A 26,379-nucleotide genomic window follows, 5' to 3' on the forward strand; every position below is an offset into this window, starting at 1 on the left:
AACAATCCACACCTCCTTAAATTTTTATAATGCCCCTGAAATGCTAAAGCAATTATATATTATTTATTTTCACCCTGTCAAGTCCAGAAAACACCATGACTACCTTGTTTTTTTGACTTTATTTATAAATTATTTTAGTTGTGTAAACTTGTAAATTTTGTTATCATATTCTATATGATATTTTATAAATTATCCACAGGTGTGTATAAGCTGTGTATAACTTTGTTTATATATTTCATTTTTTTAATAAATACGGGAGGTTTTTAAATGCAAGATGATGTTAACATAATATGGCAGCAAACACTTCAAGATATAGAAAAAAAACTCAATAAACCCAGTTTTGAAACCTGGATCAAACCCATTAAACCCTTGGCTATACAAGACAATGTTTTTTTTATCAGTGTTCCCAATGATTTTTCAAAAAATTTTATAGAAACCCGATATATAAGCCTTATTAATTCTGTTATTAACACATTAACTGATTTGACTTATTCTGTTAAGTTAGTAATAGATACGGAAAAAGATAACCAACCACAAGCTGAAGAAAATAATTTTCAAAAAAATCTTTCAAATCGTCAATTTCAAAGTAATAAAACCTGGTTAAATGCAAAATATACCTTTGATTCATATGTAATAGGGACGGGTAATCGTTTTGCCCATGCCGCTTCCCTGGCTGTTGCTGAATGTCCAGCTAAAGCATATAATCCTCTTTTTGTGTACGGAGGTGTTGGATTAGGTAAAACCCATCTTTTACATGCTATCGGACACTTTGTACTAGAAAGTAAACCCAACACTGTTGTTGTCTATATTACCTCAGAAAAATTTACTAATGAATTTATTAATGCTATTCGAGATAATCGTACTTTAGAGTTTCGTAACAAATATAGAAATGTAGATATTCTTTTAATTGACGATATTCAATTTTTAGCAGGAAAGGAACAAACTCAAGAAGAGTTTTTCCATACATTTAATGCACTTCATGAAAATAATAAACAGATTGCTATTTCCAGCGATCGCCCTCCCAAAGATATTCCTACCCTGGAGGACAGACTACGTTCCCGATTTGAATGGGGCCTAATTACTGATATTCAACCTCCTGACTTAGAAACTAGAATAGCAATCATTAGAAAAAAAGCAAGTTTAGAAAACTATAAACTTCCAAATGACGTAGTTTCTTATATAGCTACAGTAATCAGCACAAACATTAGAGAAATTGAAGGAGCCCTTATAAGAGTTGTAGCCTACTCTTCCCTTACCGGTCAAAAAATTGATTTGGAAGTTGCTAAAAATGCTTTAAAAGATATTCTTTCTTTAAAAAGACAAAAAATATTAGATATAGAACATATTCAAAAAATTACTGCTGATTATTTTAAAATTAAAACGGAAGATTTAAAGTCAAAAAAAAGAACCAGACATGTTACCTATCCAAGACAGATAGCCATGTACCTTTGTCGTGAACTTACAGATTTTTCTCTTCCCAAAATAGGTGGAGATTTTGGAGGACGAGATCATACGACAGTAATGCATGCTCATCAAAAAATAGTAAAAGAATTATCTGAAGATCAAGAATTAAACAAAGTTATTATGGATCTCACCCAAAAAGTTAAAAAACTATGATTAACCTGTGTATGAATTTTGGTTTATACACAAAAAATTTTATAAATCATATTTTTTTATATTACCCTGTGTATATCTTTTTTTCAAAGGACTTTTATACACTTTTTAAATCACATCTTAAATTCAGTATATAGCTGATTAAATTTGTTTTTTCCACTAATCCACAGGTATTATTACTATTACTGTCTTTTTAATTTATTATTATATACATAATAGAACAGTTTTATGCCAAAAATAAGGAGGAAATATGAAATTTTCTGGAAACCAATCAGAATTAGTTTTTTATCTTCAAGCATGCATAAAGATTATTCCACAGCGCAGTACAATCCCTTCTTTAGAGGGAATTTATATTACTTGTATAGGAGATAAGCTTGAATTATCAGCAACTAATTTAGAAGCCGGTATCCGCTGCAGCTTACCGGTTAAAACTGAAAGAGAAGGTGCTGTAGTTCTTCCTTCAAAATTAGCAGAGATAGTTAGATTAATAAACGACTCAGTTATCAACGTAGAGGTAAACGATACTTTTAACGCTTTAATAAGCTGTAATAATGTAAATTTTCAACTAAAAGGCTTAGATCCACTGGATTTTCCTCAACTACCTGACTTAGATATAGATTTTGATTGGACTATTAATACTCACCTTTTTAAAGAAATGATAAAACATACACTTTTTTGTGTTTCTGGAGATGAAGGAAAAACAGCATTAACCGGTATTCATTTTTCTATCAAAGAAAATCAACTTACCTTGATTTCCTCAGATTCCTTCCGTGTTTCCCTTAAAAAAGGTAAAATAGAAAATCAGAGAAATATTGAAACAAATTTTATTGTTCCGGTAAAAGTGTTAAACGAACTAATTAGGTTTAAATTTACAGAGGAAAATATCAATATTAAATTGGATAAAAATAATCAGATAATTTTTAAAGTGGATAATTTCTTATTTTTTTCAAAACTCTTAGAAGAAAAATATCCCAATGTAGAAAGAGTTATTCCTAAAGAATTTAGTACATCTGTATTTGTTTCAAAGAATGCACTTTTAGACTGTTTGCAGCGGGTCTTATTAATTTCTCAAGAAAACAGTTTTATTATTAAACTTGAAATATGTGAAAAAAAAGCAGTCTTTAAAGCCAATTCTGAAGTGGGAAGTGTTGAAGAAGAATTGGAAATAGAAAAAAAAGGAGAAGATGTAGTTATTTATTTGAATTCAAAATTTTTAATTGATCCCTTAAAAATTATAACAGAGGATAAAATTGAATTAAATTTTAATAAATCCAATGGACCCTGTATAATCAATATCATTGAACAGCAGGATACATATCTTTATCTGGTTTTACCTATTAAAAGCTAGATATACAGGGGGTTTTTCCCTTTGCAAATAAAAAGGTTAAAAATAATTAATTTTAGAAATTATGTAAAAAATGTTGTTGATTTTGATTCAAATATAAACATTTTTTTAGGGCATAATGCACAGGGTAAAACTAATTTACTGGAAGCTATTTATTACCTATCTGGTGGTAAATCAAATCGAACATTTAAAGATCAAGAGCTGATTCGATGGGACCAGACTTTTTTTAATATTTCCGCAGACTTAAATACAATAAATGGAAATTATAATCTTATGATTATGAATTCTTATGAAGGTAGAAAGAAAATAAAAATTAACGGTTTAGAACAAAAGAAAATCCCAGAGGATTTTAAAACAGTTATTTTTTCACCGGATGATTTAACTTTAATAAAAGGTTCGCCTTCAGGAAGAAGGGATTTCTTAGATAGAGAAATTAGCCAAATTTCTTCTGTTTATTCAAAAAATTTAAGTGATTATTATAAAATTTTACGCCAGCGTAATAAAGTGTTAAAATTAGATATGAATTGGAATAAAAAAGAAGAGAATTTATCTCTTTGGGATGAGCAGTTAATTCATAAAGGATCATTGTTATTGAAAAAAAGATTAGAAATGGTTCACCAGATATCTATTTTATCTCGTCTAATTTACAGAAGACTTACAAATAACCGGGAAAATATAAAACTAGATTATTCTTCATCTTTGGATTTACAGGACATTTCCAATATTGAAGAAATAAAATTTTTTTTTAGTCAACAATTAAAAAAATTAAGAAATGAAGAGTTAAGAAGCCGATTTACTTTAATAGGTCCACATAGAGATGATTTAAACATTTTTATAGATCAAAAATCAGCTAAAAATTACGCTTCTCAGGGTCAGCAGAGAACCTGTATACTAGCTCTTAAGCTTTCCATTTTAGAAATTGTAAAAGGAAACTGTGGAGAATATCCAGTACTTTTATTGGATGACGTTTTTTCTGAATTGGATGACAGCAGAAAAAGCTTTTTGGTGCAAGAAATAAAAAAAGGAATTCAAACATTTATTACCGGTACCATGAATGAGCAGAGGTTAAAAAATGTTAATATACCGGTCAAGTTGTTTAGAATCAATCAGGGAGATATAAAAGTGTAAATGGAAAAATTAGATTTATGTTTAAAAAAAACTATAAATAAAATGGGTTTTTCTAAAAGAATAAAAGAGGAAATGGCTCTCTGTCATTGGGAAGAAGCTGCGGGGCCCCAGGTTATGGAACATACTCGATTAGGGGAGATAAAAGGAGGCGTCCTCTTTGTATATGTTAAAAATTCCCATTGGTCACAACATTTAAGTTTTTTTAAATCCAGCTTATTAAATAAGTTAAATCATAAAATAGGAGAAGCTCTTATTAAAGATATTTATTTTAAAGTGAGTCCTTTGGCCCATAGTAAGATTGAAAAAAAAGAAATCGATAAAAATGAGGTTCAGCTACAGCCGGATTATAATAATATTACTTTAGTTGTGGAGGAAACAATAAAAATTGAAGAGACGGTAAAAGAGCTGAAAGATATTTATTTTAAAGAGAAAATTCAAAATATGATGATTAAATTTGCAAAAGAATCTTCTTTAAAAAAAGAACAGGGCTGGTATGAATGTATGGATTGTGGAGCTCTTTTTTATCCTGGAGAAATGCAAAAAAAATGCCCTGTATGTCTAATTAAAAAATAATATGTTAAACAGGAGGAAATAATATGTATTTGCATATTGGTAATTCTTATGTGGTGCCTTTAGCGGATATTTTAGGAATATTTAATTTAAATTTAATTTCCTGCAGCAGTACTAAGGAATTCCTTCAATCAAAAGAAATAAAAAACGTTGTAGTTACCTCTGATAAGGAAGAGGCCAAGTCATTTATTGTTACTGCCGATAAAATTTATTATTCTTCTATTGCACCTACCACTTTAAAAAAGAGGGTAGCATTAATTTCAAAATAGCAAAGTTTTTTTAAAGAAGGGAGGCTGCATAAAATGTCTAATGAAAACAATCGATATGATGTAAATCAGATTCAGATTTTAGAAGGCTTAGAAGCGGTGCGTAAAAGGCCTGGCATGTATATTGGTTCAACAGGTAAGAAAGGACTTCACCACCTGGTTTTTGAGGTTGTGGATAATAGTGTGGACGAAGCTTCAGCAGGTTATTGTAAAGAAATAATGGTAATCATTCAAGAGGGAAACTATATAACCGTTATAGATGACGGAAGAGGTATCCCGGTAAAAATTCATCCTAAAATGAATCTTCCCGCCGTAGAAGTAGTTTTGACACTGCTTCATGCCGGTGGGAAGTTTGGTGGAGAGGGTTATAAAGTTTCTGGAGGTTTGCATGGGGTAGGATTGTCGGTGGTAAATGCTCTGTCGGAATTTTTGGAAGTTGAGATTAAAAGAGATGGCGGAATTTATTCTCAGCAGTATCAAAGGGGTAAACCTGTTACAAAACTTAAAAAGACCGGCAGTACTGCGGAAAACGGTACCAGGATAAGTTTTTTAGCGGATAGTAACATATTTGAAGAGGTAATCTTTGATTTCGATTATTTAACCCAACGGTTGAGAGAGCTAGCTTTTTTGAATAAAGGACTTAAGGTTACTCTTCGGGATGAACGACAGGAACAAGTAAGAGAAGAGGTTTTCTGTTATGAAGGGGGAATAAAATCTTTTATTAGTTATCTGAACCGTGCCAAGGACGTTGTACATAAAGAACCCATTTATTTTAACCGAACTTTAAAGGATTGTGAACTGGAGCTGGCAATTCAATACCATACGGGTTATAATGAGCTGATTTATTCCTTTGCCAATAACATCCATACCTATGAAGGAGGCAGTCACGAGTTTGGCTTTAAATCTTCTTTAACCCGTTTGATTAATGATTACGCACGAAAATACAATCTTCTAAAAGACAGTGAAAGTAATCTGTCGGGAGAGGATATTAGAGAAGGAATAGCCGCAGTAATCAGTGTTAAAATAAGAGATCCACAGTTTGAAGGTCAGACTAAAACAAAACTTGGCAATCCGGAAGTAAGGGGTATTGTTGATTCTTTAATCTATAAAGAAATGGGACACTATCTTGAAGAAAATCCAACCATTGCTAAGAAGATTGTAGAAAAATCATTATATGCTTATAGGGCCCGAGAAGCAGCTAAAAAAGCCCGGGAATTGACACGACGGAAAAATGCATTAGAAATAACTAACCTTCCTGGAAAACTGGCCGACTGTTCATCCAGGGATCCTTCTATCAGTGAACTGTATCTGGTGGAGGGGGATTCGGCGGGTGGTTCGGCAAAACAGGGAAGGGACCGGAGATTTCAGGCTATCCTTCCATTGAGGGGTAAGATTTTGAATGTAGAGAAAGCCAGGCTGGATAAGATTCTGTCTAACAATGAGATTAGGACAATTATTACAGCCCTGGGGACCGGAATAAGTGAGGATTTTGATTTAAAAAAAGCCCGGTACCATAAAATTATTATTATGACCGATGCAGATGTAGATGGTTCTCATATACGTATACTGCTTTTAACTTTCTTTTATCGTTATATGAAATCTCTTATTGAAGCGGGGTACATTTATATTGCTCAACCACCTCTTTTTAAGGTGAAAAAAGGCAAAGAAGAACAATATTTTTATACCGATCATCAACTGGAGGGTTTTTATAACAAGGTGGGAAGAAATGGTTATTCACTGCAGCGTTATAAAGGCCTGGGGGAGATGAATCCCATACAGTTGTGGGATACTACCATGAATCCGGAAACCCGGACCATTCTGCAGGTAAATTTGATGGACGCCATTGAGGCAGACAACATTTTTTCTATATTGATGGGGGATAAGGTAGAACCCCGTCGGCAGTTTATAGAAGAGCATGCCCATGATGTTCGAAATCTGGACATTTAAATTTTCTTTTGATAGGAGAAATTGTCAATGGATGAGTACACCCACGGAAAAATTGTAAATATTAATATTCAGGATGAAGTGAAAAACTCTTTTATGGATTACGCCATGAGTGTTATTGTCAGCCGGGCACTGCCGGATGTCAGGGATGGTCTAAAACCGGTGCATCGTAGAATATTATACGCTATGCATGAATTGGGCCTTAATCCTGACAAGCCCCATAAAAAATCTGCCAGGCTGGTGGGAGAAGTTTTGGGTAAATACCATCCCCATGGAGATGTTGCGGTTTATGAAGCTATGGTGAGAATGGCCCAGGATTTTTCTTCCCGATATCCTCTTGCGGATGGACACGGTAACTTCGGAAGCGTGGATGGTGATTCTGCTGCGGCCATGCGTTATACGGAGGTTAGGATGGCTAAAATAGCAGAACAGATGCTCATCGATATAGATAAGGATACCATAGATTATCGGCCTAATTTTGATGACAGCCTGGAGGAGCCGGTTGTGCTGCCCGCTAGATTTCCTAATCTACTGGTAAATGGATCTTCAGGAATTGCTGTAGGTATGGCTACTAATATTCCACCCCATAATTTGGGAGAGGTAATAGATGGTCTAATAAGCATAATCGATGATCCCGATGTAGATGGAACCGCTTTGTCCAAGATTATTAAGGGCCCGGATTTTCCCACCGGGGGTTTGATTCTGGGTCAAGGAGGCATTGAATCTGCTTACCGTACCGGTAGGGGTATTATTAAAATGAGGGCTAAAACTACCATTGAGCCGCTGAAGGGGGATAAAACCAGGATAACGGTGACGGAACTTCCCTATCAAGTAAACAAGGCCCGTCTGGTAGAAACTATTGCTGATTTGGTTAGAACCAAAAAAATTGAGGGAATTACAGATCTGGGGGATGAATCCGATCGCACCGGCATGAGGGTGATTATTGACCTTAGGAAGGATGTTATACCTCAGGTTATTTTAAATAAGCTTTTTAAATATACCCAACTGGAACAGACTTTTGGGGTGATTATGCTGGCTCTGGTAGACGGTCAGCCCCGGGTGCTTTCTCTAAGGCAGGTGTTAAAAGAGTATCTAAAACACCAAAAAGAGGTTGTAACCCGGCGTACCAGGTTTGATTTACGGAAAGCAGAAGCCAGGGCTCATATCCTGGAGGGACTGCGCATTGCTCTTAGCAATTTAGATGCAGTGATTAAACTAATCAGGCAGTCCAAAACGGTGGATGAAGCCAGAAAAGGATTGATCAGTAATTTTAAATTAACGGAAAAACAGGCTCAGGCTATTTTGGACATGCGCTTACAAAAGCTAACCGGTTTAGAACGGGAAAAGCTGGAGGCAGAATACCTGGAGCTGATTAAAAAGATTGCTTACCTACAGGAAGTTTTAAATAATGAAAGGCTTATATTCCAGATTATTAGGACTGAATTACTAGAAGTAAAGAAGAAATTTTCTGACCCCCGGAGGACGAAAATAATGCCTCGGGAGGAAGAACTTCATGTGGAAGACTTAATTGCTGTGGAGGACGCAGTGATCACTCTTACACATCAGGGTTATATAAAGCGGCTGCCTTTGACTACCTATCGTAGTCAAAGAAGAGGGGGCCGGGGAATTACCGGAATGGGGACCAAAGATGATGATTTTGTAGAACAAATATTCATCACTTCTACCCATCACAACCTGTTGTGTATCAGTAATCATGGAAAACTTTATCGTCTTAAAGTATACGAGATTCCTGAGGCGGGAAGGCAGGCCAAGGGAACAAATATGATCAATCTGCTGTCTCTGGACAGGGGTGAATTTATCACCACAGTTATTCCTATACGGAAATTTACTAAAGAAGACTTTTTATTCTTTGGTACCAAAAAAGGTTATGTTAAAAAGACCCGCTTAATTGAATATCAAAGAGCCCGCAAGGGGGGGCTCATTGCTCTTACCCTGGAAAGTGATGATGAACTGATCGGAGCAAGGATGACCGACGGTAGTCGGGAAATACTTTTAGCTACTACTAGGGGTTTGAGTATAAGATTTCAGGAAAGTGATGTCAGGACCATGGGGAGAGCTGCCCGGGGAGTTAAAGGAATCACTCTTTCCCCGGAAGATTTAGTTATTGGAATGCAGGTGGTCTGTCCGGAACGGGATATACTGGTGGTGTCGGAAAAAGGTTTTGGAAAGAGAACCGCAGTGGAGGAATACCGGCTGCAGAAAAGGGGAGGCAAAGGAATATACACCTTGAAAGTTACCCCACGCACCGGTCCTTTGGTAGGTTTCAGGGGGGTACAATCTGGAGATGAGTTGATGTTAATAACTGCCAACGGAATTATTATTCGGCAGCAGATTAGTGAAATTTCCATGATTAGCCGTTATGCCCAGGGAGTTACATTGATTAAGTTAGATACAGGGGATCGTGTTGTTTCCCTGGCCCGGGTTCCGGCAAAGAGCGGGGGCGCTGAAATGGTTAGCCCCGAAAGTATTAGTCCAAACCAACGGGAAAACGGAGTATAAAAATAAGACAGGAGGATGGCCCTCCTGTCTTATTTTTATACTTTAAAAAAGCTGCAAATTATTTAACCTAAGTTAGGATAAAGTATTTGTGAATAGTAACAAAAAATTATATTGTAGTTACATTATGAGATATTTGTGAAAAAAGTACTTTAAAAAAATGCCATTTCATTATAAAATGGGTAATACTAATAATAGTTAGGTAAAAAATTTTAGTGAAGCCGGTAAGGATAGTTCTTGTATTGTAATTGATTTAAGAACATTCGCTTTTCCGGCAGAGAAAACAATTATCGAAAAATAGAGGGAGGGATAAATTAAAAACATGACACAGGAAAAGAAAAAGGTTGGAATTACTGATACTACTTTAAGGGACGCCCATCAGTCCTTGATGGCTACCCGTATGAAAATTGAAGAGATGATCCCTATTTTAGAAGTTATGGATGAAGTTGGTTACCATTCCCTGGAAGTATGGGGAGGGGCCACCTTTGATACCTGCATGCGTTTTTTAGATGAAGATCCCTGGGATCGCTTGAGGGTTTTAAGAAAATACCTGAAGAAGACGAAAATACAGATGCTTCTTAGGGCACAGAATTTGTTAGGCTACCGGCATTATGCTGACGATGTTGTAGATGCTTTTGTTCAAAATACTGCTGATTGTGGTATGGATATAATACGGATTTTTGACGCTTTAAATGATCTTAGAAATATGGAAAAAGCGATGGAGGCTACTAAAAGAGTGGGCCTCCATGCTCAGGCTACGGTCAGTTACACAATCAGTCCGTTTCATAACATACCTCACTTTGTGGATATTGCCAAAAGACTGGCGGAGATGGGGGCAGATTCCTTCTGCATTAAGGATATGGCGGGATTAATTTCCCCTTATGATGCTTATGAGTTGGTGAGTCAATTAAAAAAAGCGGTAGATATTCCCATTCAGCTGCATTGTCATTATACCAGTGGGATGGCCTCCATGGCATACTTGAAAGCTATTGAGGCGGGAGTAGATGTGGTGGATACTGCAACGTCACCTCTTTCCCTGGGAACCTCTCAGCCGCCAACAGATACTTTTGTCACGGCGTTGAAGGATACTGCTTTTGATACCGGCCTGAACCAGGAACTACTGCTTGAGGTCAGCGAATATTTTAAGGGTATTAGAGATAATTATACTATTCCCACGGGAGTTGCCCTGGGGGTAGATACCAACGTGCTGCTTTACCAGGTGCCCGGCGGTATGATTTCCAATTTAGTGTCCCAGCTGGCGGAACAAAATGCTACCCATCTGCTGCCCAAGGTTTTAGAGGAAGTTCCCCGAGTAAGAGAAGATTTGGGCTTTCCTCCTTTGGTCACTCCCTCCAGTCAGATTGTGGGGACCCAGGCGGTGGTGAATGTGCTTTTAGGAGAGCGGTATAAGATGGTTTCCACAGAAGTGAGGAATTATCTAAAAGGCCTTTACGGTCAGCCTCCAGCGCCCATGAATGCAGACCTGCAGAAGAAAGTTCTGAAAAATGAAGAGATTATCACCCAACGGCCTGCCAATACTTTGCCACCAGAGATGGAAAAGGCTAAAGAAAATATTAAGCATTTGATGGAAAAAGAAGAGGATGCTATCTCTTACGCAATATTTCCTCAAGTGGCGGAACCTTTCTTTAAAAGGCGCAAAGGGCTGGAACCTTCCCTGGCAGCGGCTCAGGCTAAAAAAGATGAGTTGAAAGAGGATAAAACCCAAAAAGACCTGAAATTAGATCTTAATAAAATTGGAGCTGTGGATCCTTCTTTGGCTGTTAAAAACCAGGAGGGAACAGTGGTGGGTTATCCCGTTTAAGCCCTTTTTAAACAGGTTTTTCGGTTGACAAAAAACCTGATTTTAGTTATAATTAAACAAATTTGTTTCTAAAAGGCCTCTGGCGTCAGTTAAAGCTGACGCAGAGGCATTTTTTAAAAATATTTTATATACCCGCTCTTGATTCACATAATATTAAAAGTGATGATGGGGATAAGTAGGCCACAGGTGAAGGATTCTAGAGAGCCGGATGCAGCTGAGATTCCGGTATCCCCGCCCCGGTTCGAAGTCACCCCGGAGCTGCCCGCTGAACCTTGCAGTTACTATTAAGCGGTGCCGGTAATTCCGTTATCTTAGGTTAAAACAAGGCGCCTTAAGAGCTTGATTTTAAGGTGATAAGGGTGGTACCGCGGAAGTATACCTTTCGTCCCTTACAATTTGGGCGAAAGGTTTATTTATTTATTTATTTTTTTATTTAAACTTGTTAAATTAATATGCGGAGGTGTTACGGTGAAAGAGCTTATTTATCTTGATGGAAATTTAGTGCCCCAGGAGGAAGCAAAAGTATCTGTTTTTGACCACGGATATCTTTACGGGGATGGTGTTTTTGAGGGAATTAGGGTTTATAACGGCAGGGTTTTTAAATTGACGGAACATCTAATTCGGCTCTATGAATCGGCCAAGTCCATTATGTTGGAGATTTATTTAAACATAGAGGAGCTGGAGGCGGCGGTCTTAAAAACTGTGGCTATTAATAATCTACAGGATGCTTATATTCGTATTGTGGTATCCCGGGGGGTAGGAGATTTGGGACTGGATCCCAGGAAATGTCCTAAGTCCACCATTGTGATTATTGCCAGCAAAATATCAATTTTCCCCAAAGAGCACTATGAAAAGGGATTAAAGGTGGTAACCGTTGCTACCCGACGTAACATTCCCGATGCTCTGGATCCAAAAGTTAAGTCCTTAAACTATCTAAATAATATTCTTGTAAAAATAGAGGCTAACCAGGCAGGAGTCCTGGAGGCTATCATGTTCAACAACTCCGGTTATATCACTGAGGGTTCGGGGGACAATATATTTATCGTACGCCGGGGTAAAATTATTACACCTCCTACCTATGTGGGTGCGCTGGAGGGCATTACCCGGGAGTGTGTTATGGAACTGGCCCAGGAAATGGGATATACGGTTTTAGAACAGCCTTTTACCCGTCATGATCTATATATTGCCTCGGAATGTTTTCTCACCGGCACTGCTGCTGAAGTAATTCCCGTTATTGATGTAGACGGGCGGATCATAGGAGAAGGCAGGCCCGGAGAAATTACCTGTAATATTATGAAAACCTTTCACAAGTATGTATTGAGCAATGGTACGCCGGTTTATCCATAATATCTTGACAATTTATAATCTGATAAATAGAAATCTAAGATGGGAGAGTGTATAAATTGCGCAGCCAGCAGGTTAAAAAAGGGATAGAGAGAGCCCCTCACCGATCCTTATTTAAGGCTATGGGATATACTAATGAGGAACTAAAACGTCCCCTGGTGGGGGTGGTGAACTCAGCCAACGAGATTATTCCTGGACATTTTCATCTGGATCAGATTGCAAAAGCCGTAAAAGCCGGTGTTTATATGGCTGGCGGCACTCCTATGGAATTTTCTACAATTGGGGTTTGTGATGGAATTGCCATGAATCATGAGGGGATGCATTATTCTCTGGCCAGCCGGGAAATTATTGCCGATTCCATAGAGATTATGGTCATGGCTCATGGTTTTGACGCCCTGGTGTTCATACCCAACTGTGATAAAATCATTCCGGGTATGTTGATGGCCTGTGCCCGGCTGAATATTCCATCTATTTTTGTTAGCGGAGGACCCATGATGGCCGGCAATTTCCGGGGGAAAGCGGTAGATTTAGCTAATGTTTTTGAGGCGGTGGGCTCGGTGAAGGCGGGACGCATGTCTCTTCAGGATTTAGAAGAGCTGGAGGATTGCGCCTGTCCCGGCTGCGGTTCCTGTGCCGGTATGTTTACGGCCAATTCTATGAACTGCCTTACGGAAGCTCTGGGAATGGGACTGCCGGGTAACGGCACTTTTTTGGCGGTGGAGGCCGCTCGGATTCGGTTGGCCAAACAGACGGGCATGAAAGTTATGGAGCTGTTGGAAAAAGAGATTTTACCCTTGGACATTATGAACCCACAGGGGTTCGAGAATGCCCTGGCGGTGGACATGGCTCTGGGTTGTTCTACCAACACGGTTCTGCACCTTCCGGCCATCGCTTATGAGGCCCAGGTGGAGATGGACTTGAAAATAATAGACGAAATTAGTTCCCGCACTCCTCAGTTGTGCAAACTTAGCCCTGCAGGGTCTCACCATATTCAGGATTTGAGAGAGGCCGGGGGGATTCAGGCACTGCTGAAAGAATTGGTGGAAAACCAGCTGATTCAAGGGTCAGCCTTGACGGTTACCGGGCAGTCGGTGAAGGATAATGTTAAAGATGTTCGGGTGCTGGATCGGGAAGTTATCCGCAGTGTTGAAGATCCTTATAGCATTAACGGAGGGATTGCTATCCTTTGGGGTAATCTGGCCCCGCAGGGTGCGGTGGTCAAACAGGGTGCGGTAGATCCAAGTATGATGACGCATCAGGGTAAAGCCCGGGTGTTTGACAGCGAAGAAGAGGCTTCGGAGGCCATTTTAGGAGGGAAAATCAATTCTGGTGAGGTAATTGTTATCCGCTTTGAGGGTCCCAAGGGGGGCCCCGGAATGCGGGAGATGCTCAGCCCTACGGCAGCGGTTGCGGGGATGGGTCTAGATAAAGAGGTTTCGCTGATTACTGATGGCAGGTTTTCCGGGGCTACCCGGGGGGCATCCATAGGCCATATTTCTCCTGAAGCCATGGAAAGGGGCCCCATCGCCGCTGTTCGGGAGGGGGACCTGATTAGGATAAATATACCTGAACGTTTATTGGAGATAGATTTGAGTTCTGAAGATTTAGAAAATCGTTTAAAACAAATAGAACTTCCACCCCCAAAGTACCAAAAGGGATACTTGGGCCGGTACAGCCGGATGGTAAGCTCTGCGGATCAGGGGGCAATTTTTAAAAGTGAGGTGAAATAAATTATTATGAAGATGACGGGTGCACAAATGGTTATTGAAGCCCTGAAACAGGAAAATGTAGAGGTCATCTTTGGTTATCCCGGGGGACAGGTACTACCCCTTTATGATGCTATTTATGATGCGGATATCCGTCATATTATGCCCCGTCACGAGCAGGGAGGGATCCATGCTGCTGACGGTTATGCCAGGGCCACGGGAAAGACGGGGGTCTGCATTGCCACCTCCGGCCCGGGGGCGACAAACCTGGTTACGGGAATCGCCAATGCTTATATGGATTCTGTGCCATTGGTAGCTTTGACCGGGCAGGTGCCCCTTCCTCTGATTGGCACCGATGCTTTTCAGGAGGCAGATATTACCGGGATCACTATGCCTATTACCAAGCATAACTATTTAGTTAAAGATATTCGGGAGATTGCAACGATTATTAAGGAAGCCTTTTATATCGCCTCCACCGGCAGGCCGGGGCCGGTGCTGATTGATATACCCCGAGATATTTTTACTGCAGAAGGGGTTTTTAAATATCCGGAGCGGGTAGAGATGAGAGGATACAAACCCACCTACAGCGGCCACGGCGGACAGATTAACCGGGCCATCAGGGTAATGAAGGAGGCCCGACGTCCTGTGATTTGTGCCGGGGGCGGGGTGCTGATTTCCAATGCTCAACAGGAACTTTTAAAGCTGGCAGAAATAAATCAAATACCGGTGACTAATACACTGATGGGATTAGGCAGTTTTCCTCGAACTCATCCCCTGTCTTTAGGGATGCTGGGGATGCACGGAACGGTATATGCTAACTATGCCGTTACCCAGTCGGATTTGTTTATTGCTATTGGCATGCGTTTTGATGATCGGGTGACGGGTAAACTGGAACACTTTGCTGCCGGGGCTAAAGTAATTCATATTGACATAGACCCGGCGGAGATTGGAAAAAATATTGCAGTAAATGTTCCCATTGTAGGGGATATTAAGCGGGTATTGACTCAGATGATAAAGAAAGCACAAAAATGCGATACCGGAGATTGGATCGCCAAAATAGAAGAATGGAAAGGGCAGTATCCCCTGTGTTATGACTGCGCTGAGCAGGAACTGAAGCCCCAGTATGTAATTGAACAGATTAACAAAATAACCGGCGGTAATGCTATTATCGCCACTGATGTAGGACAGCATCAGATGTGGACTGCTCAATATTTTTCCTTTGAGAAACCACGGAGCATTATTTCTTCCGGAGGCCTGGGGACCATGGGTTACGGATTGCCCGCGGCCATAGGGGCTCAGATTGGCTGTCCAGAGGAGACGGTGTTTTTGGTTGCCGGGGACGGCAGTATACAGATGAATTCCCAAGAACTGGCTACAGCTGTGGAAAACAAGCTTCCCATTAAAGTTGCCATCATTAATAACCGCTTTTTAGGGATGGTGCGTCAGTGGCAGGAGCTGTTTTATAATCACCGTTATTCCTCTACTTCCTTGGCTTCTGGTCCAGATTTTGTGAAGCTGGCAGAGGCTTATGGTGCGGTGGGGATCCGTATTAGAAAGGCGGAAGAAGTTTTGCCCGCTCTAAAGAGAGCTATGGAAATTAAAGATAAACCAGTAGTTATGGATTTCTTAGTAGTTGAAGAGGAAAACGTTTACCCTATGGTTCCGCCGGCCAGCCCCATTGACCAGATTTTAAGAGGAGGCGGTAAAGAATGAAACACGTTTTAGCAGTTATCGTGGAAAATAAACCTGGTGTTTTAACCCGGGTAGCCGGGCTCTTCAACCGGAGGGGCTTTAATATTGACAGTATTGCTGTTGGGGAAACTGAGGTGCCTGAATTGTCCCGCATGACCATTCTGGTTGAGGGGGATGAGAATATCATTGAGCAGGTGATAAAGCAGCTGAATAAGCTGGTGGATGTGGTGAAAATCAGCAACCTTACCAATGAATCTACGGTTAATCGAGAACTGGCCCTGATTAAAGTGAAGGCTGAGCCCCATATGCGGGCGGAGTTGACTCAGCTGGCAGAGACCTTTAGGGCGAAAATTGTGGACGTTTCTCTGGATTCCCTTATTGTGGAGGTTACCGGGGACGTGGAAAAACTTAAGGCTTTTGAACTCCTGCTTCGGCATTTTGGAATCCAGGAACTGGCTCGTACAGGAAAGATTTCGCTGATGCGGGGTGTTAAATACATTAAAATGAATGGAGAGGGTAGAAAAAATGGTTAAAATGTATTATGATGAAAATGCTGATCTTAAGATGCTGCAGGGGAAAAAAGTAGTTATCATAGGCTACGGCAGCCAGGGTCATGCCCAGGCCCAAAACCTTAGAGAATCTGGGATTGATGTGGTGGTTTGTGAACTGCCGGACTCTTCCGCCTGGAAGAAGGCGGAAGCTGATGGGTTTACGGTTCTGCCTGCGGCAGAAGGTGCCCGGCAAGGAGATATTATACAGATTTTAATCAATGACGAGCTGCAGCGGAGAGTTTACCTGGAAAGCATTGCTCCCAATTTGGAGGAAGGAAATGCCCTGGTATTTTCCCACGGATTCAATATTCATTATGGGCAGGTTGTACCTCCTGAATTTGTAGATGTATTCATGGTGGCCCCTAAAAGTCCAGGTCACCTGGTAAGAAGGATGTATAAAGAAGGAGGAGGAGTCCCGGGCCTATTGGCAGTTTACCAGGATTATTCCGGAAAAGCCCGGGACCTGGGCCTTGCTTACGCCAAGGGCATCGGCTGTACCCGTGCCGGAGTGATTGAGACAACCTTTAAAGAAGAAACGGAGACGGATCTTTTCGGTGAGCAGGCTGTGCTCTGTGGAGGGGTTTCGGAGTTGGTCAGGGCGGGGTTTGATACTCTGACTGAAGCCGGTTATCAGCCGGAGATTGCTTATTTTGAATGTCTGCATGAATTGAAGCTGATTGTGGACCTGATGTATGAAGGGGGAATCTCCTGGATGAGGTATTCCATCAGTGATACTGCCCAATACGGTGACCTGGTAAGCGGCCCCCGTATTATTAATCAGGATACTCGTCAAGAAATGAAAAAAATTCTGGAGGAAATACAGAGCGGCGAATTTGCCAAGAACTGGATTCTGGAAAACCAGGCTAATCGACCGGTGTTCAATGCCCTTTCCAAGAAGGATGAAGAACATACCATTGAAGAAGTTGGCCAGAAATTAAGAGACATGATGAGCTGGATTAAAAAGCAGCAGTAGGGGGGAAACGGATGCCCAGGGTGATCCAAATTTTTGACACTACCTTACGGGACGGAGAACAATCCCCCGGGGTCAATCTGTGTCCGGAGGAAAAGGTGGAAATCGCCCGTTACCTGGAAAGACTCAAGGTAGATGTGATTGAAGCCGGTTTTCCTACTACCTCTGCCGGTGACCTGCAGGCTATTAAAATGGTGGTTCAGACTATCAAGACTCCGGTGATTGCAGCACTGGCCAGGACCCGGCAGGGAGATATTGATGCTGCCCGGGAGGCCCTGGAGGGGTGCAAAAACCCCCGGATTCATACTTTTATTGCTACTTCAGATATTCATCTAAAATACAAATTATGTAAGAGCCGGGAGCAGGTCCTGGAAATGGCGGAGTCCTCGGTAAAATATGCCAGGAAATTTGTGGAGGATATACAGTTTTCCGCGGAGGACGCCAGCCGGTCTGACCTGGATTTTTTATGCAGGGTAATTGAGCGGGTGATTAAGGCAGGGGCTTCGGTAGTAAACATTCCTGATACTGTAGGCTACCAAACCCCCACTCAGTTTGGAGATTTGATTCGAAAGATTAAGGAGAAGGTGCCCGCTACCGACAAAATAATGTTAAGTGTCCACTGTCATAATGATTTGGGATTGGCCCTGGCCAATTCACTGGCGGCGGTGGAAAACGGGGTTGGCCAGGTGGAGACAACGGTTAATGGAATTGGGGAGAGGGCTGGGAACACTGCGGTGGAAGAGCTGGTTATGGCCCTGGCTACCCGTGCCGATTATTATGGCAATATTTCTAGCAACATAGAAAAAAAAGAGATTTACCGCACCAGCCGCCTGGTCAGTAAGCTGACAGGGATGTTGGTGCAGCCTAATAAATCTATTGTGGGACGAAATGCTTTTGCTCATGAATCTGGTATTCATCAGGATGGTGTTTTAAAGGAGAAATCCACCTATGAGATTATGAAGCCGGAGTCTATTGGAATAATGAACCGGGCTATTGTGCTGGGTAAACATTCTGGAAGGCATGCTTTTCGGGTAAAGCTGAAGGAAATGGGTTTTGAGCCTTCAGAAAAGGAATTGGAAAAGCTCTTTATTAGGGTAAAGGAATTGATGGACAAAAAGCAGATCCTTTCAGAGCAGGAAATGGAAGTAATCATTGAGGAGGAGTTGTACCGGGTTCCTGAATTTTTTAAACTTTCATATTTTCAGATTTTTACCGGTAACAAGTTTAGACCCACTGCAACCGTTGGAATTGAGTGGAATGGAAAATTAGTAGAGGAAGCAGCCTGTGGCGAAGGTCCTGTGGACGCAATTTACCGTACTATTGACAGGATTATTGGGTTGAACACAAAACTCCTGGACTATTCTATAAAAGCGGTAACCGGTGGAAAGGATGCTCTGGGAGAGGTCAATATTCGATTGACGGATAAAGGGGTTATTATCAGCGGTAGAGGCATCAGCACAGATATCCTGGAGGCCAGTGCCAAGGCTTATATCAATGCTTTAAACAAGATTGTAAAGAAAAGAGGTGGGCATTATGGGGATGACCGCAGCTGAAAAAATTATTGCAGCCCATGCGGGGAAAGATATTGTTAAACCTGGTGAGCTGGTAAAAGCCAAAGTGGATTTGATTTTAGGAAATGATATTACCGCACCGGTGGCTATCCGGGAATTTAACAAAATAGGGATTGATAAAGTTTTTGATCCGGATAGAGTTGTGTTGGTGCCGGATCATTTTACGCCAAACAAGGATATTGCTTCGGCGGAACAAGTAAAGATGATGAAGGAGTTTGCCCTAAAGCAGGGAATTACAAACTATTTTGAAGTGGGCCGCATGGGAATTGAACATGCTCTTTTGCCGGAGGCGGGGTTAGTTCTCCCTGGGGAAATTATTATTGGCGCTGACTCTCATACTTGTACTTATGGTGCATTGGGGGCCTTGGCAACCGGAATAGGCAGTACCGATATGGCAGCAGCCATGGCTTTGGGGGAGACATGGTTTAAAGTTCCCTCCAGCATTAAATTTGTGTATCGGGGAGAATTAAATGAATGGGTCAGCGGAAAAGATTTAATTCTTTACACTATCGGCCAAATTGGAGTAGATGGTGCGCTGTACCAGAGTATGGAATTTACAGGGCCTGTGATACGGTCTTTGAGCATGGACAGCCGTTTGTCCATGTGCAACATGGCCATTGAAGCCGGGGCTAAGGCCGGGATCATTGAACCCGATGAAATAACCTATGCATATCTGGAGGGCAGAGCTCAGAGGGAATATCGAGGGATGTTCAGCGATGGGGATGCGGTTTATGCCCAAGAAATTGAATTTAATGTAGGGGAAATCGAACCCCAGGTGGCTTTCCCTCATCTTCCGGAGAATACCCGGGGAATCAGTGAGGTGGGAGAGATTCCCCTGGATCAGGTGGTTATTGGCTCCTGCACTAACGGTCGGCTGGAAGACTTAAGGGTGGCGGCCGGTTTATTAAAGAATAAGAAAGTTCATCCCAGGGTAAGATTGATTATTATTCCGGGAACTCAAAAGATTTACCAGGAAGCTATGAAAGAAGGGCTTATGGATATCTTTATAGAAGCGGAAGCAGCGGTGAGCACTCCCACCTGCGGCCCTTGCCTGGGCGGTCATATGGGGGTTTTGGCTAAGGGGGAAAGGTCGTTAGCCACAACTAACCGTAACTTTGTGGGGCGTATGGGCCATCCTGAGAGCGAAGTGTATCTATGCAATCCGGCGGTTGCTGCGGCTTCAGCGGTAACCGGGAAGATTAGTGCTCCGGAGGAGGTGTTGTAAATGACTCAATTAAAAGGAAAAGCCTGGAAATTTGGAGATGATGTGGACACCGATGTAATTATTCCTGCCCGCTATTTAAGTACCTCAGACCCTGATGAATTGGCCAAGTATTGTATGGTGGATGCTGATCCCCAGTTTTTTAATAAGATAAGCAGTGGGGATATTATGGTAGCTCGGAAAAATTTCGGATGCGGCAGTTCCCGGGAGCATGCACCTTTGTCCATTAAGTATGCAGGGATTTCTTGTGTTATTGCAGACTCCTTTGCCCGGATTTTTTACCGGAATGCTATTAATATTGGCCTGCCCATCCTGGAATCCCCGGAGGCGGCGGAGAGTATCTCCCAAGGGGATCTTATTTTAGTGGATTTGGAAAAAGGGTTAATAAAAAACGAAACAAAAGGGGAAAAATATTATTCAGCGCCTTTTCCGGAATTTATGCAGGAAATTATATCTGCCGGAGGCCTGATAAGCTATGTAAAGAAGCAGCGTTCGGTAAATAGTTGATTTTCTTGATTTTTAAGCTGTCTGTAATTACTGAAAAAATTTTTTCCGTTGTCAATTGAGTTATAATTATAATTCTAAAAGCAGCTGCAGATGCTTTTAGAATTATAGAGAAGAATATGATATGATATAAAAGTGATACACTGAATGCTTTTATCCTATGAGGTAATTGCGGCTGTATAAGCATGTAGTTACCGGTGAAGCAGGCAGAAAATTAAATTGCTCAAGAGTTAATATAAGGAGGTCAGTTGAGAATGGCTTTTTGGATCTGTACTCAGTGTGGCTGTGAGAGGGAAGCCCGCTGTAAACCTAAAAAGTGCCCTAAGTGTGAGGAGAAGACAGAGTTTGAAAAGAAGCAGGATGACAAAGAAACCAAATAGGTTAAGTTCACTTTTGTTTGGTAACTAAAGGAGGAATTATATGAAAACTTATCAAACCAAGGATATTAGAAATGTGGCGCTGATTTCCCACGGGGGAGCCGGAAAGACCTCACTTACCGAAGCTCTGCTGTTCACCTCCGAAGCGGTAAACCGACTGGGCCGGGTGGATAACGGGACCACCACCAGTGATTTTGACCCCGATGAGATTAAGCGTCAGATGAGTTTGAGTGCCACCTTAGCCCCTGTGGAGTGGAAAAATACTAAAATTAATTTGCTGGATACTCCCGGTTATTTTGACTTTGTGGGGGAAGTACAGGCAGCCCTAAGGGTTGCGGATTCTTGCATTGTAGTGGTTTGTGCTGCCTCTGGAGTAGAGGTTGGTACTGAGAAGGTTTGGGGCCTGGCTAATGATTATAAGCTGCCCCGCCTGGTGGTCATGAACAAGATGGAACGGGAAAACGCTAACTTCAATCAGACCCTGGAACAGTTACGGGAGTTTTTTGGCCTGGGGGTAATACCTGTGCAGGCCCCCATTGGACAGGAGAGTTCCTTTAAAGGGGTAGTGGACCTGATTAATATGAAGGCCCTGATTTTTAATGAAGAAGGGAAGAAGGTTACGGAAGAGGAAATTCCTGAAGATTTGATGGACCAGGTGGAGAGCTACAGGGAAATGATGATGGAGACCGTGGCTGAAGCCGATGACGAACTATTATTAAAATATCTAGATGGTGAGCCTTTGTCTCAGAAGGAAATTCAGGAGGGCTTGAAGAAAGGCGTAATGGAAAGTAAGGTTATCCCCGTTGTATGCGGTTCTTATACCAGCAATATTGGAAGCCAGCCCCTGCTGGATTTAATCAACAGTTGTCTGCCTTCTCCTGCAGAGGTGGGCGAAGTAAAGGGATTTGTTCCCGGTAGTGAAGAGGAGGAAATCACCCGAAAAGTAAGTGCGGAGGAACCTCTTTCCGCTCTGGTCTATAAAACCCTGGCGGATCCATATGTAGGTAGAATTAACTTTTTCAAGGTTTATTCTGGAAAGATGCAGTCTGATTCCCAAGTGTACAATTCCAACAAGGATAAGATGGAACGTTTCGGGCAGGTATTTTTGATGAGGGGCAAAACCCAGATTAATATCAGTGAAGCAGTGGCCGGGGATATTGCCGCGGTGGCTAAACTGTCGGAAACTACCACCGGAGATACGCTGTGTAATAAGGCTAACCCTATAGTTTTTAGTCCCATCACTTTCCCAAAACCGGTTATATCCTATGCGGTTAAGGCTAAGGCCAAGGGGGAAGAGGAGAAGGTGTTTGCGGGCTTGACTAGGTTTTTAGATGAAGACCCCACCCTGGAAGTGGAGAAAAAGACAGATACCAAACAGACACTGCTTTGGGGTATTGGTGAGCTTCAGCTGGACATTGTCTGCAATCGGCTTTCTAAAAAATTTGGTGTGGAGGTGGATCTTTCCACTCCCAAGATTCCTTATAAAGAGACTATTCGAACATCGGTTAAGGTGGAAGGAAAACACAAGAAGCAGTCCGGAGGCCGTGGACAGTTTGGACATGTGTGGATAGAGCTGGAGCCATCGGAGGAGGAGTTCGAGTTTGTAGATAAAATTTTTGGTGGTTCTGTTCCCAGGCAGTATATACCGGCGGTTGAGAAAGGGATCCGGGAGGCTATGGAGGAAGGCATTCTGGCTAAGAACCCTGTGGTAAACGTGAGAACTACTTTATACGATGGTTCTTATCATACGGTAGATTCTTCGGAAATGGCTTTTAAAATTGCAGCTTCCATGGCTTTTAAAAAAGCCTTTGAAAAAGCTAACCCGGTTCTTTTAGAGCCTATCATGGAAGTGGAAATAACGGTGCCAGATGCTTTCATGGGAGATATTATGGGAGATATGAACTCTAAACGGGGAAGAATTTTAGGTACTGAACCTCTGGAGGGAGGACAAATGATTCGGGCTCATGTGCCCTTATCAGAAATGTTCCGTTATTCCATTGATTTACGGTCCATGACCCAGGGCCGTGGATCCTTTAGCATGCATTTCAATCGTTATGAAGAGGTGCCGGACCATATAGCTCAAAAAGTTATTGAGGCGGCTCAGGAGGAACAGGAATAAGGCTAATGTATACCCGCCGGAGAGGCCGCAAGAATACGGCCTTAAGGGCGGGTATTATTTTTTATTTTTAATGATAATGCGAGGTTTATTCCGTGTCTTTTTAGTTTATATTAAAATAAATGAAATTAAAAATTTTAGATACAGCATATGTTTTTGCATATAACCATAGATTTTATATATATATATATGAATTTTGGGGGTGAGCTGGTATGAGGTTAAGAGTGGGTGTATTATTTGGCGGCCGGTCCGGTGAGCATGAGGTTTCTTTAAAATCTGCCCGTTCAGTGATGGATGCTCTGGATAAGACAAAATATGATATTGTTCCCATAGGTATTACAAAAGAAGGGACATGGTTGGCGGGGGCTGACCCCATGGAGGCCCTGGCCACAGGAGATATTCCCGGAGAGAATTATCCCGTGGCCATAGTTCCTGACCCGGGAGTTGGGGGAATGATATCTATTGAGGAGCCGACGGTTCTGGGGAAAATTGAGAAACTACAGGTGGTTTTCCCGGTATTGCACGGGACCAATGGAGAGGACGGGACAGTCCAAGGCCTTTTGGAGCTGGCAGGAATTCCATACGTGGGCCCCGGGGTTTTGGCTGCCAGTGCCGGGATGGATAAAGTGGTGATGAAGATGCTGTTTGAGCGCTGTGGCCTTCCGGTAGGTAAGTACTTGTATTTTTTAAAGAAAGAATGGACAGAAAACCAAGAAAGAATCATCAAAGAAATTGAAGAGGTACTGGGGTATCCGTGTTTTATTAAGCCGGCCAATCTGGGCTCCAGCGTAGGCATTTCTAAGGCCAACAACCGGGAGAAATTGATTCTGGGAATTGAGGATGCGGCCCGGTACGATCGGAAAATTGTGGTAGAGGAGCACCTTCAAGGGAAAGAAATTGAAGTTAGTGTTTTGGGAAACGATGATCCAGAGGCTTCGGTGCCCGGTGAAATTATTCCCAGTAATGATTTTTATGACTATCATGCTAAATATGTAGATAACCGTTCAGAGCTTATTATTCCGGCGGATTTGGGAGAAAAGCTCACCAAAGAGGTGCAAAGCCTGGCAGTGAAGGTATTTAAGGCAATAGACGGGTCCGGTATGGGGCGGGTGGATTTTTTTGTTGATCCCCAAAAAGAGACGGTGTTGGTCAATGAAATTAATACGATCCCCGGGTTTACGCAGATTAGTATGTATCCAAAGCTTTGGGAAGCAACAGGCTTAAGCTATTCGGGCCTCTTGGAACGTCTTATTGATCTGGCTTTGGAAAGGTTTGAGGAAAAGGCGGAATTAAAAACCATCTTTTAGACCATATTAAAAAAATAAGATACCTAAATCTTGTTATTTAACCTGCCTTGTAGTAAAATTAATTGGAGTAATTAGCGGAGAAAGAAGGGATTAGATATGGTGGAAAGAGGAACCTTCAGACTTAAAAAGGGCCTGGCGGAAATGCAGAAGGGCGGAGTAATTATGGATGTTACTACCCCAGAACAGGCTAAGATTGCCCAGGAAGCAGGGGCCGTGGCAGTAATGGCTCTGGAAAGAGTTCCTGCAGATATTAGGGCTGTAGGTGGAGTTGCCCGCATGGCGGACCCGGAGATTGTTGAAAAAATTATGGAAGTGGTAACTATTCCGGTGATGGCCAAAGCTAGAATAGGACATTTCGTAGAGGCTAAAATATTAGAAGCCTTGGGAGTTGACTATATTGATGAGAGTGAAGTTTTAACTCCGGCGGATGAATATTTCCATATTGATAAGCACTCGTTTACGGTGCCATTCGTTTGTGGCTGCCGGGATTTAGGTGAGGCGCTGCGGAGGATTTCAGAAGGGGCTGCTATGGTGAGAACCAAGGGAGAACCGGGGACAGGCAATGTAGTGGAAGCGGTCAGGCATATGAGGATGGTTATGTCACAGATTCAAAGGTTGGGCAGCATGCGGGAGGATGAACTGGCTGCTGAAGCAAAAAATCTGGGAGCACCCTTGGAACTGTTGAAGGAAGTAAGGAAGCTGGGCAGGCTGCCGGTGGTGAACTTTGCGGCCGGTGGAGTTGCTACTCCTGCAGATGCAGCTTTAATGATGCATTTAGGGGCCGATGGGGTGTTTGTAGGCTCTGGGATATTTAAAGCCCGGGACCCTGAAACTATGGCTAAAGCTATAGTGGAGGCCACTTTAAACTATGATGATCCAGAAATGCTGGCCCGGGTATCCAAAGGTCTGGGAGAGGCTATGCCGGGTATTGATGTGGCTACTCTGAAAGAAGAAGATAGGATGCAGCTGCGGGGCTGGTAGGGAGGACAAAAGGTGAGAGTAGGAGTTCTAGCAGTACAAGGTGCGGTCTCAGAACATATTAATATGCTGGAAAAATGCGGAGTGGAAGGGGTTTCAGTTAAGAGGCAGGATGACCTTTCCAATCTAGATGCTTTGATAATTCCTGGTGGAGAAAGCACTACCATTGGCAGATTGGTTAGAAATTTCGGCCTGGATAAGGACATTATTAAAATGGCGGAAGAGGGAACACCCATTTATGGAACTTGTGCCGGTATGATTCTTTTAGCCGGAGAAATTGAGGGAGAGAACCCCCACTTGGGATTGATGAACCTTCGGGTGGTGCGAAACGCTTTTGGACGTCAAAAGGACAGTTTTGAAGCTGATTTAAATGTGCCTGATCTGGGGGACGAACCCTTTACTGCTGTTTTTATCAGGGCTCCATACGTCTCTTGGACCGGGCCGGAGGTAGAGGTACTGTGCCGTTTCCAGGATAACGTTGTGGCAGCCCGGCAGGGGAATTTGCTGGTTACCTCTTTTCATCCGGAGCTTACGCAGGATGAACGCTTCCATCGATACTTAATTGCCATGGCGGAAAAGCCTGGAGAAATGGAGTGAACTGGTTTCAGCAAGCTTTAAAATCGGGGAATCAGGTGGAGACTCTACTCCACCTGATTATAAGCTCTACCTACGCTAACGCTTAGAGGTGGGGGTCTTATACCCTAAAAAAAAGAGATAATAAGCTGCACTAATTTTTTTTATGAGTAACTGTGGTCAAACCTGTGTAAATTTATGTCTAAAGGATAAATTTACACAGGTTTTTATTATGAAACACCTCTTACTTTTTATAAAAAAC

General features: G+C 42.0%; 21 protein-coding genes and 1 other annotated feature. All 21 genes read left to right on the forward strand.

Going from position 1 to position 26,379, the window contains the following annotated elements; translation table 11 throughout:
• Positions 1 to 267 precede the first annotated feature (267 nt).
• The 21 genes from dnaA (at position 268) to pdxT (ending at position 26,141) form a co-directional block, all read left to right on the forward strand.
• The gene (gene dnaA, locus HUE98_RS00005; protein WP_241421872.1) at positions 268 to 1,617 is read left to right on the forward strand and encodes a chromosomal replication initiator protein DnaA; all 1,350 of its coding nucleotides are present in this window, start codon (positions 268 to 270) and stop codon (positions 1,615 to 1,617) included.
• A 247-nt stretch (positions 1,618 to 1,864) separates the two neighbouring features.
• Positions 1,865 to 2,962 (forward strand): DNA polymerase III subunit beta, encoded by a 1,098-nt coding sequence (gene dnaN / locus HUE98_RS00010; RefSeq protein WP_241421873.1) that lies wholly within the window; start codon positions 1,865 to 1,867, stop codon positions 2,960 to 2,962.
• Between the two features lie 21 nt (positions 2,963 to 2,983).
• Complete coding sequence (gene recF / locus HUE98_RS00015; RefSeq protein WP_241421874.1) at positions 2,984 to 4,087, forward strand: DNA replication/repair protein RecF; 1,104 nt, start codon at positions 2,984 to 2,986, stop codon at positions 4,085 to 4,087.
• A complete protein-coding gene (locus tag HUE98_RS00020) occupies positions 4,088 to 4,660 on the forward strand; it encodes a DUF721 domain-containing protein (protein ID WP_241421875.1) in 573 nt (190 codons plus the stop codon).
• A gap of 23 nt (positions 4,661 to 4,683) precedes the next feature.
• Complete coding sequence (gene remB / locus HUE98_RS00025; protein ID WP_241421876.1) at positions 4,684 to 4,926, forward strand: extracellular matrix regulator RemB; 243 nt, start codon at positions 4,684 to 4,686, stop codon at positions 4,924 to 4,926.
• Positions 4,927 to 4,959: 33 nt separating this feature from the next.
• Positions 4,960 to 6,870, forward strand: a complete 1,911-nt coding sequence (gene gyrB / locus HUE98_RS00030; protein WP_241421877.1) for a DNA topoisomerase (ATP-hydrolyzing) subunit B — start codon at positions 4,960 to 4,962, stop codon at positions 6,868 to 6,870.
• Positions 6,871 to 6,897: 27 nt separating this feature from the next.
• Positions 6,898 to 9,387 carry a DNA gyrase subunit A gene (gene gyrA / locus HUE98_RS00035; protein WP_241421878.1) on the forward strand — a complete coding sequence of 830 codons (2,490 nt, stop codon included), beginning with the start codon at positions 6,898 to 6,900 and terminating at the stop codon, positions 9,385 to 9,387.
• A 319-nt stretch (positions 9,388 to 9,706) separates the two neighbouring features.
• Positions 9,707 to 11,206: an oxaloacetate decarboxylase subunit alpha gene (locus tag HUE98_RS00040; RefSeq protein WP_241421879.1), complete on the forward strand. Its 1,500-nt coding sequence runs from the start codon at positions 9,707 to 9,709 to the stop codon at positions 11,204 to 11,206.
• A 153-nt stretch (positions 11,207 to 11,359) separates the two neighbouring features.
• Positions 11,360 to 11,599, forward strand: a binding site (T-box leader).
• Positions 11,600 to 11,674: 75 nt separating this feature from the next.
• The gene (gene ilvE / locus HUE98_RS00045; RefSeq protein ID WP_241421880.1) at positions 11,675 to 12,553 is read left to right on the forward strand and encodes a branched-chain-amino-acid transaminase; all 879 of its coding nucleotides are present in this window, start codon (positions 11,675 to 11,677) and stop codon (positions 12,551 to 12,553) included.
• A 56-nt stretch (positions 12,554 to 12,609) separates the two neighbouring features.
• Positions 12,610 to 14,280: a dihydroxy-acid dehydratase gene (gene ilvD, locus HUE98_RS00050; protein WP_241421881.1), complete on the forward strand. Its 1,671-nt coding sequence runs from the start codon at positions 12,610 to 12,612 to the stop codon at positions 14,278 to 14,280.
• A 6-nt stretch (positions 14,281 to 14,286) separates the two neighbouring features.
• Positions 14,287 to 15,969, forward strand: coding sequence for a biosynthetic-type acetolactate synthase large subunit (gene ilvB, locus HUE98_RS00055; protein ID WP_241421882.1), 1,683 nt, complete (start codon positions 14,287 to 14,289; stop codon positions 15,967 to 15,969).
• Positions 15,966 to 16,481, forward strand: coding sequence for an acetolactate synthase small subunit (gene ilvN / locus HUE98_RS00060; RefSeq protein ID WP_241421883.1), 516 nt, complete (start codon positions 15,966 to 15,968; stop codon positions 16,479 to 16,481). Before ilvB ends, ilvN begins: the two co-directional genes overlap by 4 nt.
• Complete coding sequence (gene ilvC, locus HUE98_RS00065) at positions 16,474 to 17,472, forward strand: ketol-acid reductoisomerase (RefSeq protein ID WP_241421884.1); 999 nt, start codon at positions 16,474 to 16,476, stop codon at positions 17,470 to 17,472. Before ilvN ends, ilvC begins: the two co-directional genes overlap by 8 nt.
• Before the next feature lie 11 nt (positions 17,473 to 17,483).
• The gene (locus HUE98_RS00070) at positions 17,484 to 19,022 is read left to right on the forward strand and encodes a 2-isopropylmalate synthase (protein WP_241421885.1); all 1,539 of its coding nucleotides are present in this window, start codon (positions 17,484 to 17,486) and stop codon (positions 19,020 to 19,022) included.
• A complete protein-coding gene (leuC, locus tag HUE98_RS00075; RefSeq protein WP_241421886.1) occupies positions 19,003 to 20,265 on the forward strand; it encodes a 3-isopropylmalate dehydratase large subunit in 1,263 nt (420 codons plus the stop codon). The genes HUE98_RS00070 and leuC overlap by 20 nt, the downstream gene beginning before the upstream one ends.
• On the forward strand, positions 20,266 to 20,769 hold the full coding sequence (leuD, locus tag HUE98_RS00080; RefSeq protein ID WP_241421887.1) for a 3-isopropylmalate dehydratase small subunit: 504 nt from the start codon (positions 20,266 to 20,268) through the stop codon (positions 20,767 to 20,769).
• A 251-nt stretch (positions 20,770 to 21,020) separates the two neighbouring features.
• Positions 21,021 to 21,146, forward strand: coding sequence for an RCKP-type rubredoxin-like domain-containing protein (locus tag HUE98_RS17530; RefSeq protein WP_277623691.1), 126 nt, complete (start codon positions 21,021 to 21,023; stop codon positions 21,144 to 21,146).
• 40 nt (positions 21,147 to 21,186) lie between these two features.
• Positions 21,187 to 23,262 carry an elongation factor G gene (gene fusA, locus HUE98_RS00085; protein ID WP_241421888.1) on the forward strand — a complete coding sequence of 692 codons (2,076 nt, stop codon included), beginning with the start codon at positions 21,187 to 21,189 and terminating at the stop codon, positions 23,260 to 23,262.
• 209 nt (positions 23,263 to 23,471) lie between these two features.
• Positions 23,472 to 24,566 carry a D-alanine--D-alanine ligase gene (locus tag HUE98_RS00090; RefSeq protein WP_241421889.1) on the forward strand — a complete coding sequence of 365 codons (1,095 nt, stop codon included), beginning with the start codon at positions 23,472 to 23,474 and terminating at the stop codon, positions 24,564 to 24,566.
• 96 nt (positions 24,567 to 24,662) lie between these two features.
• Positions 24,663 to 25,547 carry a pyridoxal 5'-phosphate synthase lyase subunit PdxS gene (gene pdxS / locus HUE98_RS00095; RefSeq protein ID WP_241421890.1) on the forward strand — a complete coding sequence of 295 codons (885 nt, stop codon included), beginning with the start codon at positions 24,663 to 24,665 and terminating at the stop codon, positions 25,545 to 25,547.
• A 12-nt stretch (positions 25,548 to 25,559) separates the two neighbouring features.
• Positions 25,560 to 26,141, forward strand: coding sequence for a pyridoxal 5'-phosphate synthase glutaminase subunit PdxT (gene pdxT, locus HUE98_RS00100; protein WP_277623692.1), 582 nt, complete (start codon positions 25,560 to 25,562; stop codon positions 26,139 to 26,141).
• The last annotated feature ends 238 nt before the right edge of the window (positions 26,142 to 26,379 follow it).

This window comes from Candidatus Contubernalis alkalaceticus (assembly GCF_022558445.1).
In the GTDB taxonomy this organism is placed as follows: Bacteria; Bacillota; Dethiobacteria; order SKNC01; family SKNC01; genus Contubernalis; species Contubernalis alkaliaceticus.

What these genes read in the sequence shown, in the direction of transcription:
- dnaA (WP_241421872.1), top strand. Translation starts at nt 268, where the DNA reads ATGCAAGATGATGTTAACATAATATGGCAGCAAACACTTCAAGATATA.
- dnaN (WP_241421873.1), top strand. Translation starts at nt 1,865, where the DNA reads ATGAAATTTTCTGGAAACCAATCAGAATTAGTTTTTTATCTTCAAGCA.
- HUE98_RS00020 (WP_241421875.1), top strand. Translation starts at nt 4,088, where the DNA reads ATGGAAAAATTAGATTTATGTTTAAAAAAAACTATAAATAAAATGGGT.
- remB (WP_241421876.1), top strand. Translation starts at nt 4,684, where the DNA reads ATGTATTTGCATATTGGTAATTCTTATGTGGTGCCTTTAGCGGATATT.
- gyrB (WP_241421877.1), top strand. Translation starts at nt 4,960, where the DNA reads ATGTCTAATGAAAACAATCGATATGATGTAAATCAGATTCAGATTTTA.
- gyrA (WP_241421878.1), top strand. Translation starts at nt 6,898, where the DNA reads ATGGATGAGTACACCCACGGAAAAATTGTAAATATTAATATTCAGGAT.
- HUE98_RS00040 (WP_241421879.1), top strand. Translation starts at nt 9,707, where the DNA reads ATGACACAGGAAAAGAAAAAGGTTGGAATTACTGATACTACTTTAAGG.
- ilvB (WP_241421882.1), top strand. Translation starts at nt 14,287, where the DNA reads ATGAAGATGACGGGTGCACAAATGGTTATTGAAGCCCTGAAACAGGAA.
- ilvN (WP_241421883.1), top strand. Translation starts at nt 15,966, where the DNA reads ATGAAACACGTTTTAGCAGTTATCGTGGAAAATAAACCTGGTGTTTTA.
- ilvC (WP_241421884.1), top strand. Translation starts at nt 16,474, where the DNA reads ATGGTTAAAATGTATTATGATGAAAATGCTGATCTTAAGATGCTGCAG.
- HUE98_RS00070 (WP_241421885.1), top strand. Translation starts at nt 17,484, where the DNA reads ATGCCCAGGGTGATCCAAATTTTTGACACTACCTTACGGGACGGAGAA.
- leuC (WP_241421886.1), top strand. Translation starts at nt 19,003, where the DNA reads ATGGGGATGACCGCAGCTGAAAAAATTATTGCAGCCCATGCGGGGAAA.
- leuD (WP_241421887.1), top strand. Translation starts at nt 20,266, where the DNA reads ATGACTCAATTAAAAGGAAAAGCCTGGAAATTTGGAGATGATGTGGAC.
- HUE98_RS17530 (WP_277623691.1), top strand. Translation starts at nt 21,021, where the DNA reads ATGGCTTTTTGGATCTGTACTCAGTGTGGCTGTGAGAGGGAAGCCCGC.
- fusA (WP_241421888.1), top strand. Translation starts at nt 21,187, where the DNA reads ATGAAAACTTATCAAACCAAGGATATTAGAAATGTGGCGCTGATTTCC.
- HUE98_RS00090 (WP_241421889.1), top strand. Translation starts at nt 23,472, where the DNA reads ATGAGGTTAAGAGTGGGTGTATTATTTGGCGGCCGGTCCGGTGAGCAT.
- pdxS (WP_241421890.1), top strand. Translation starts at nt 24,663, where the DNA reads ATGGTGGAAAGAGGAACCTTCAGACTTAAAAAGGGCCTGGCGGAAATG.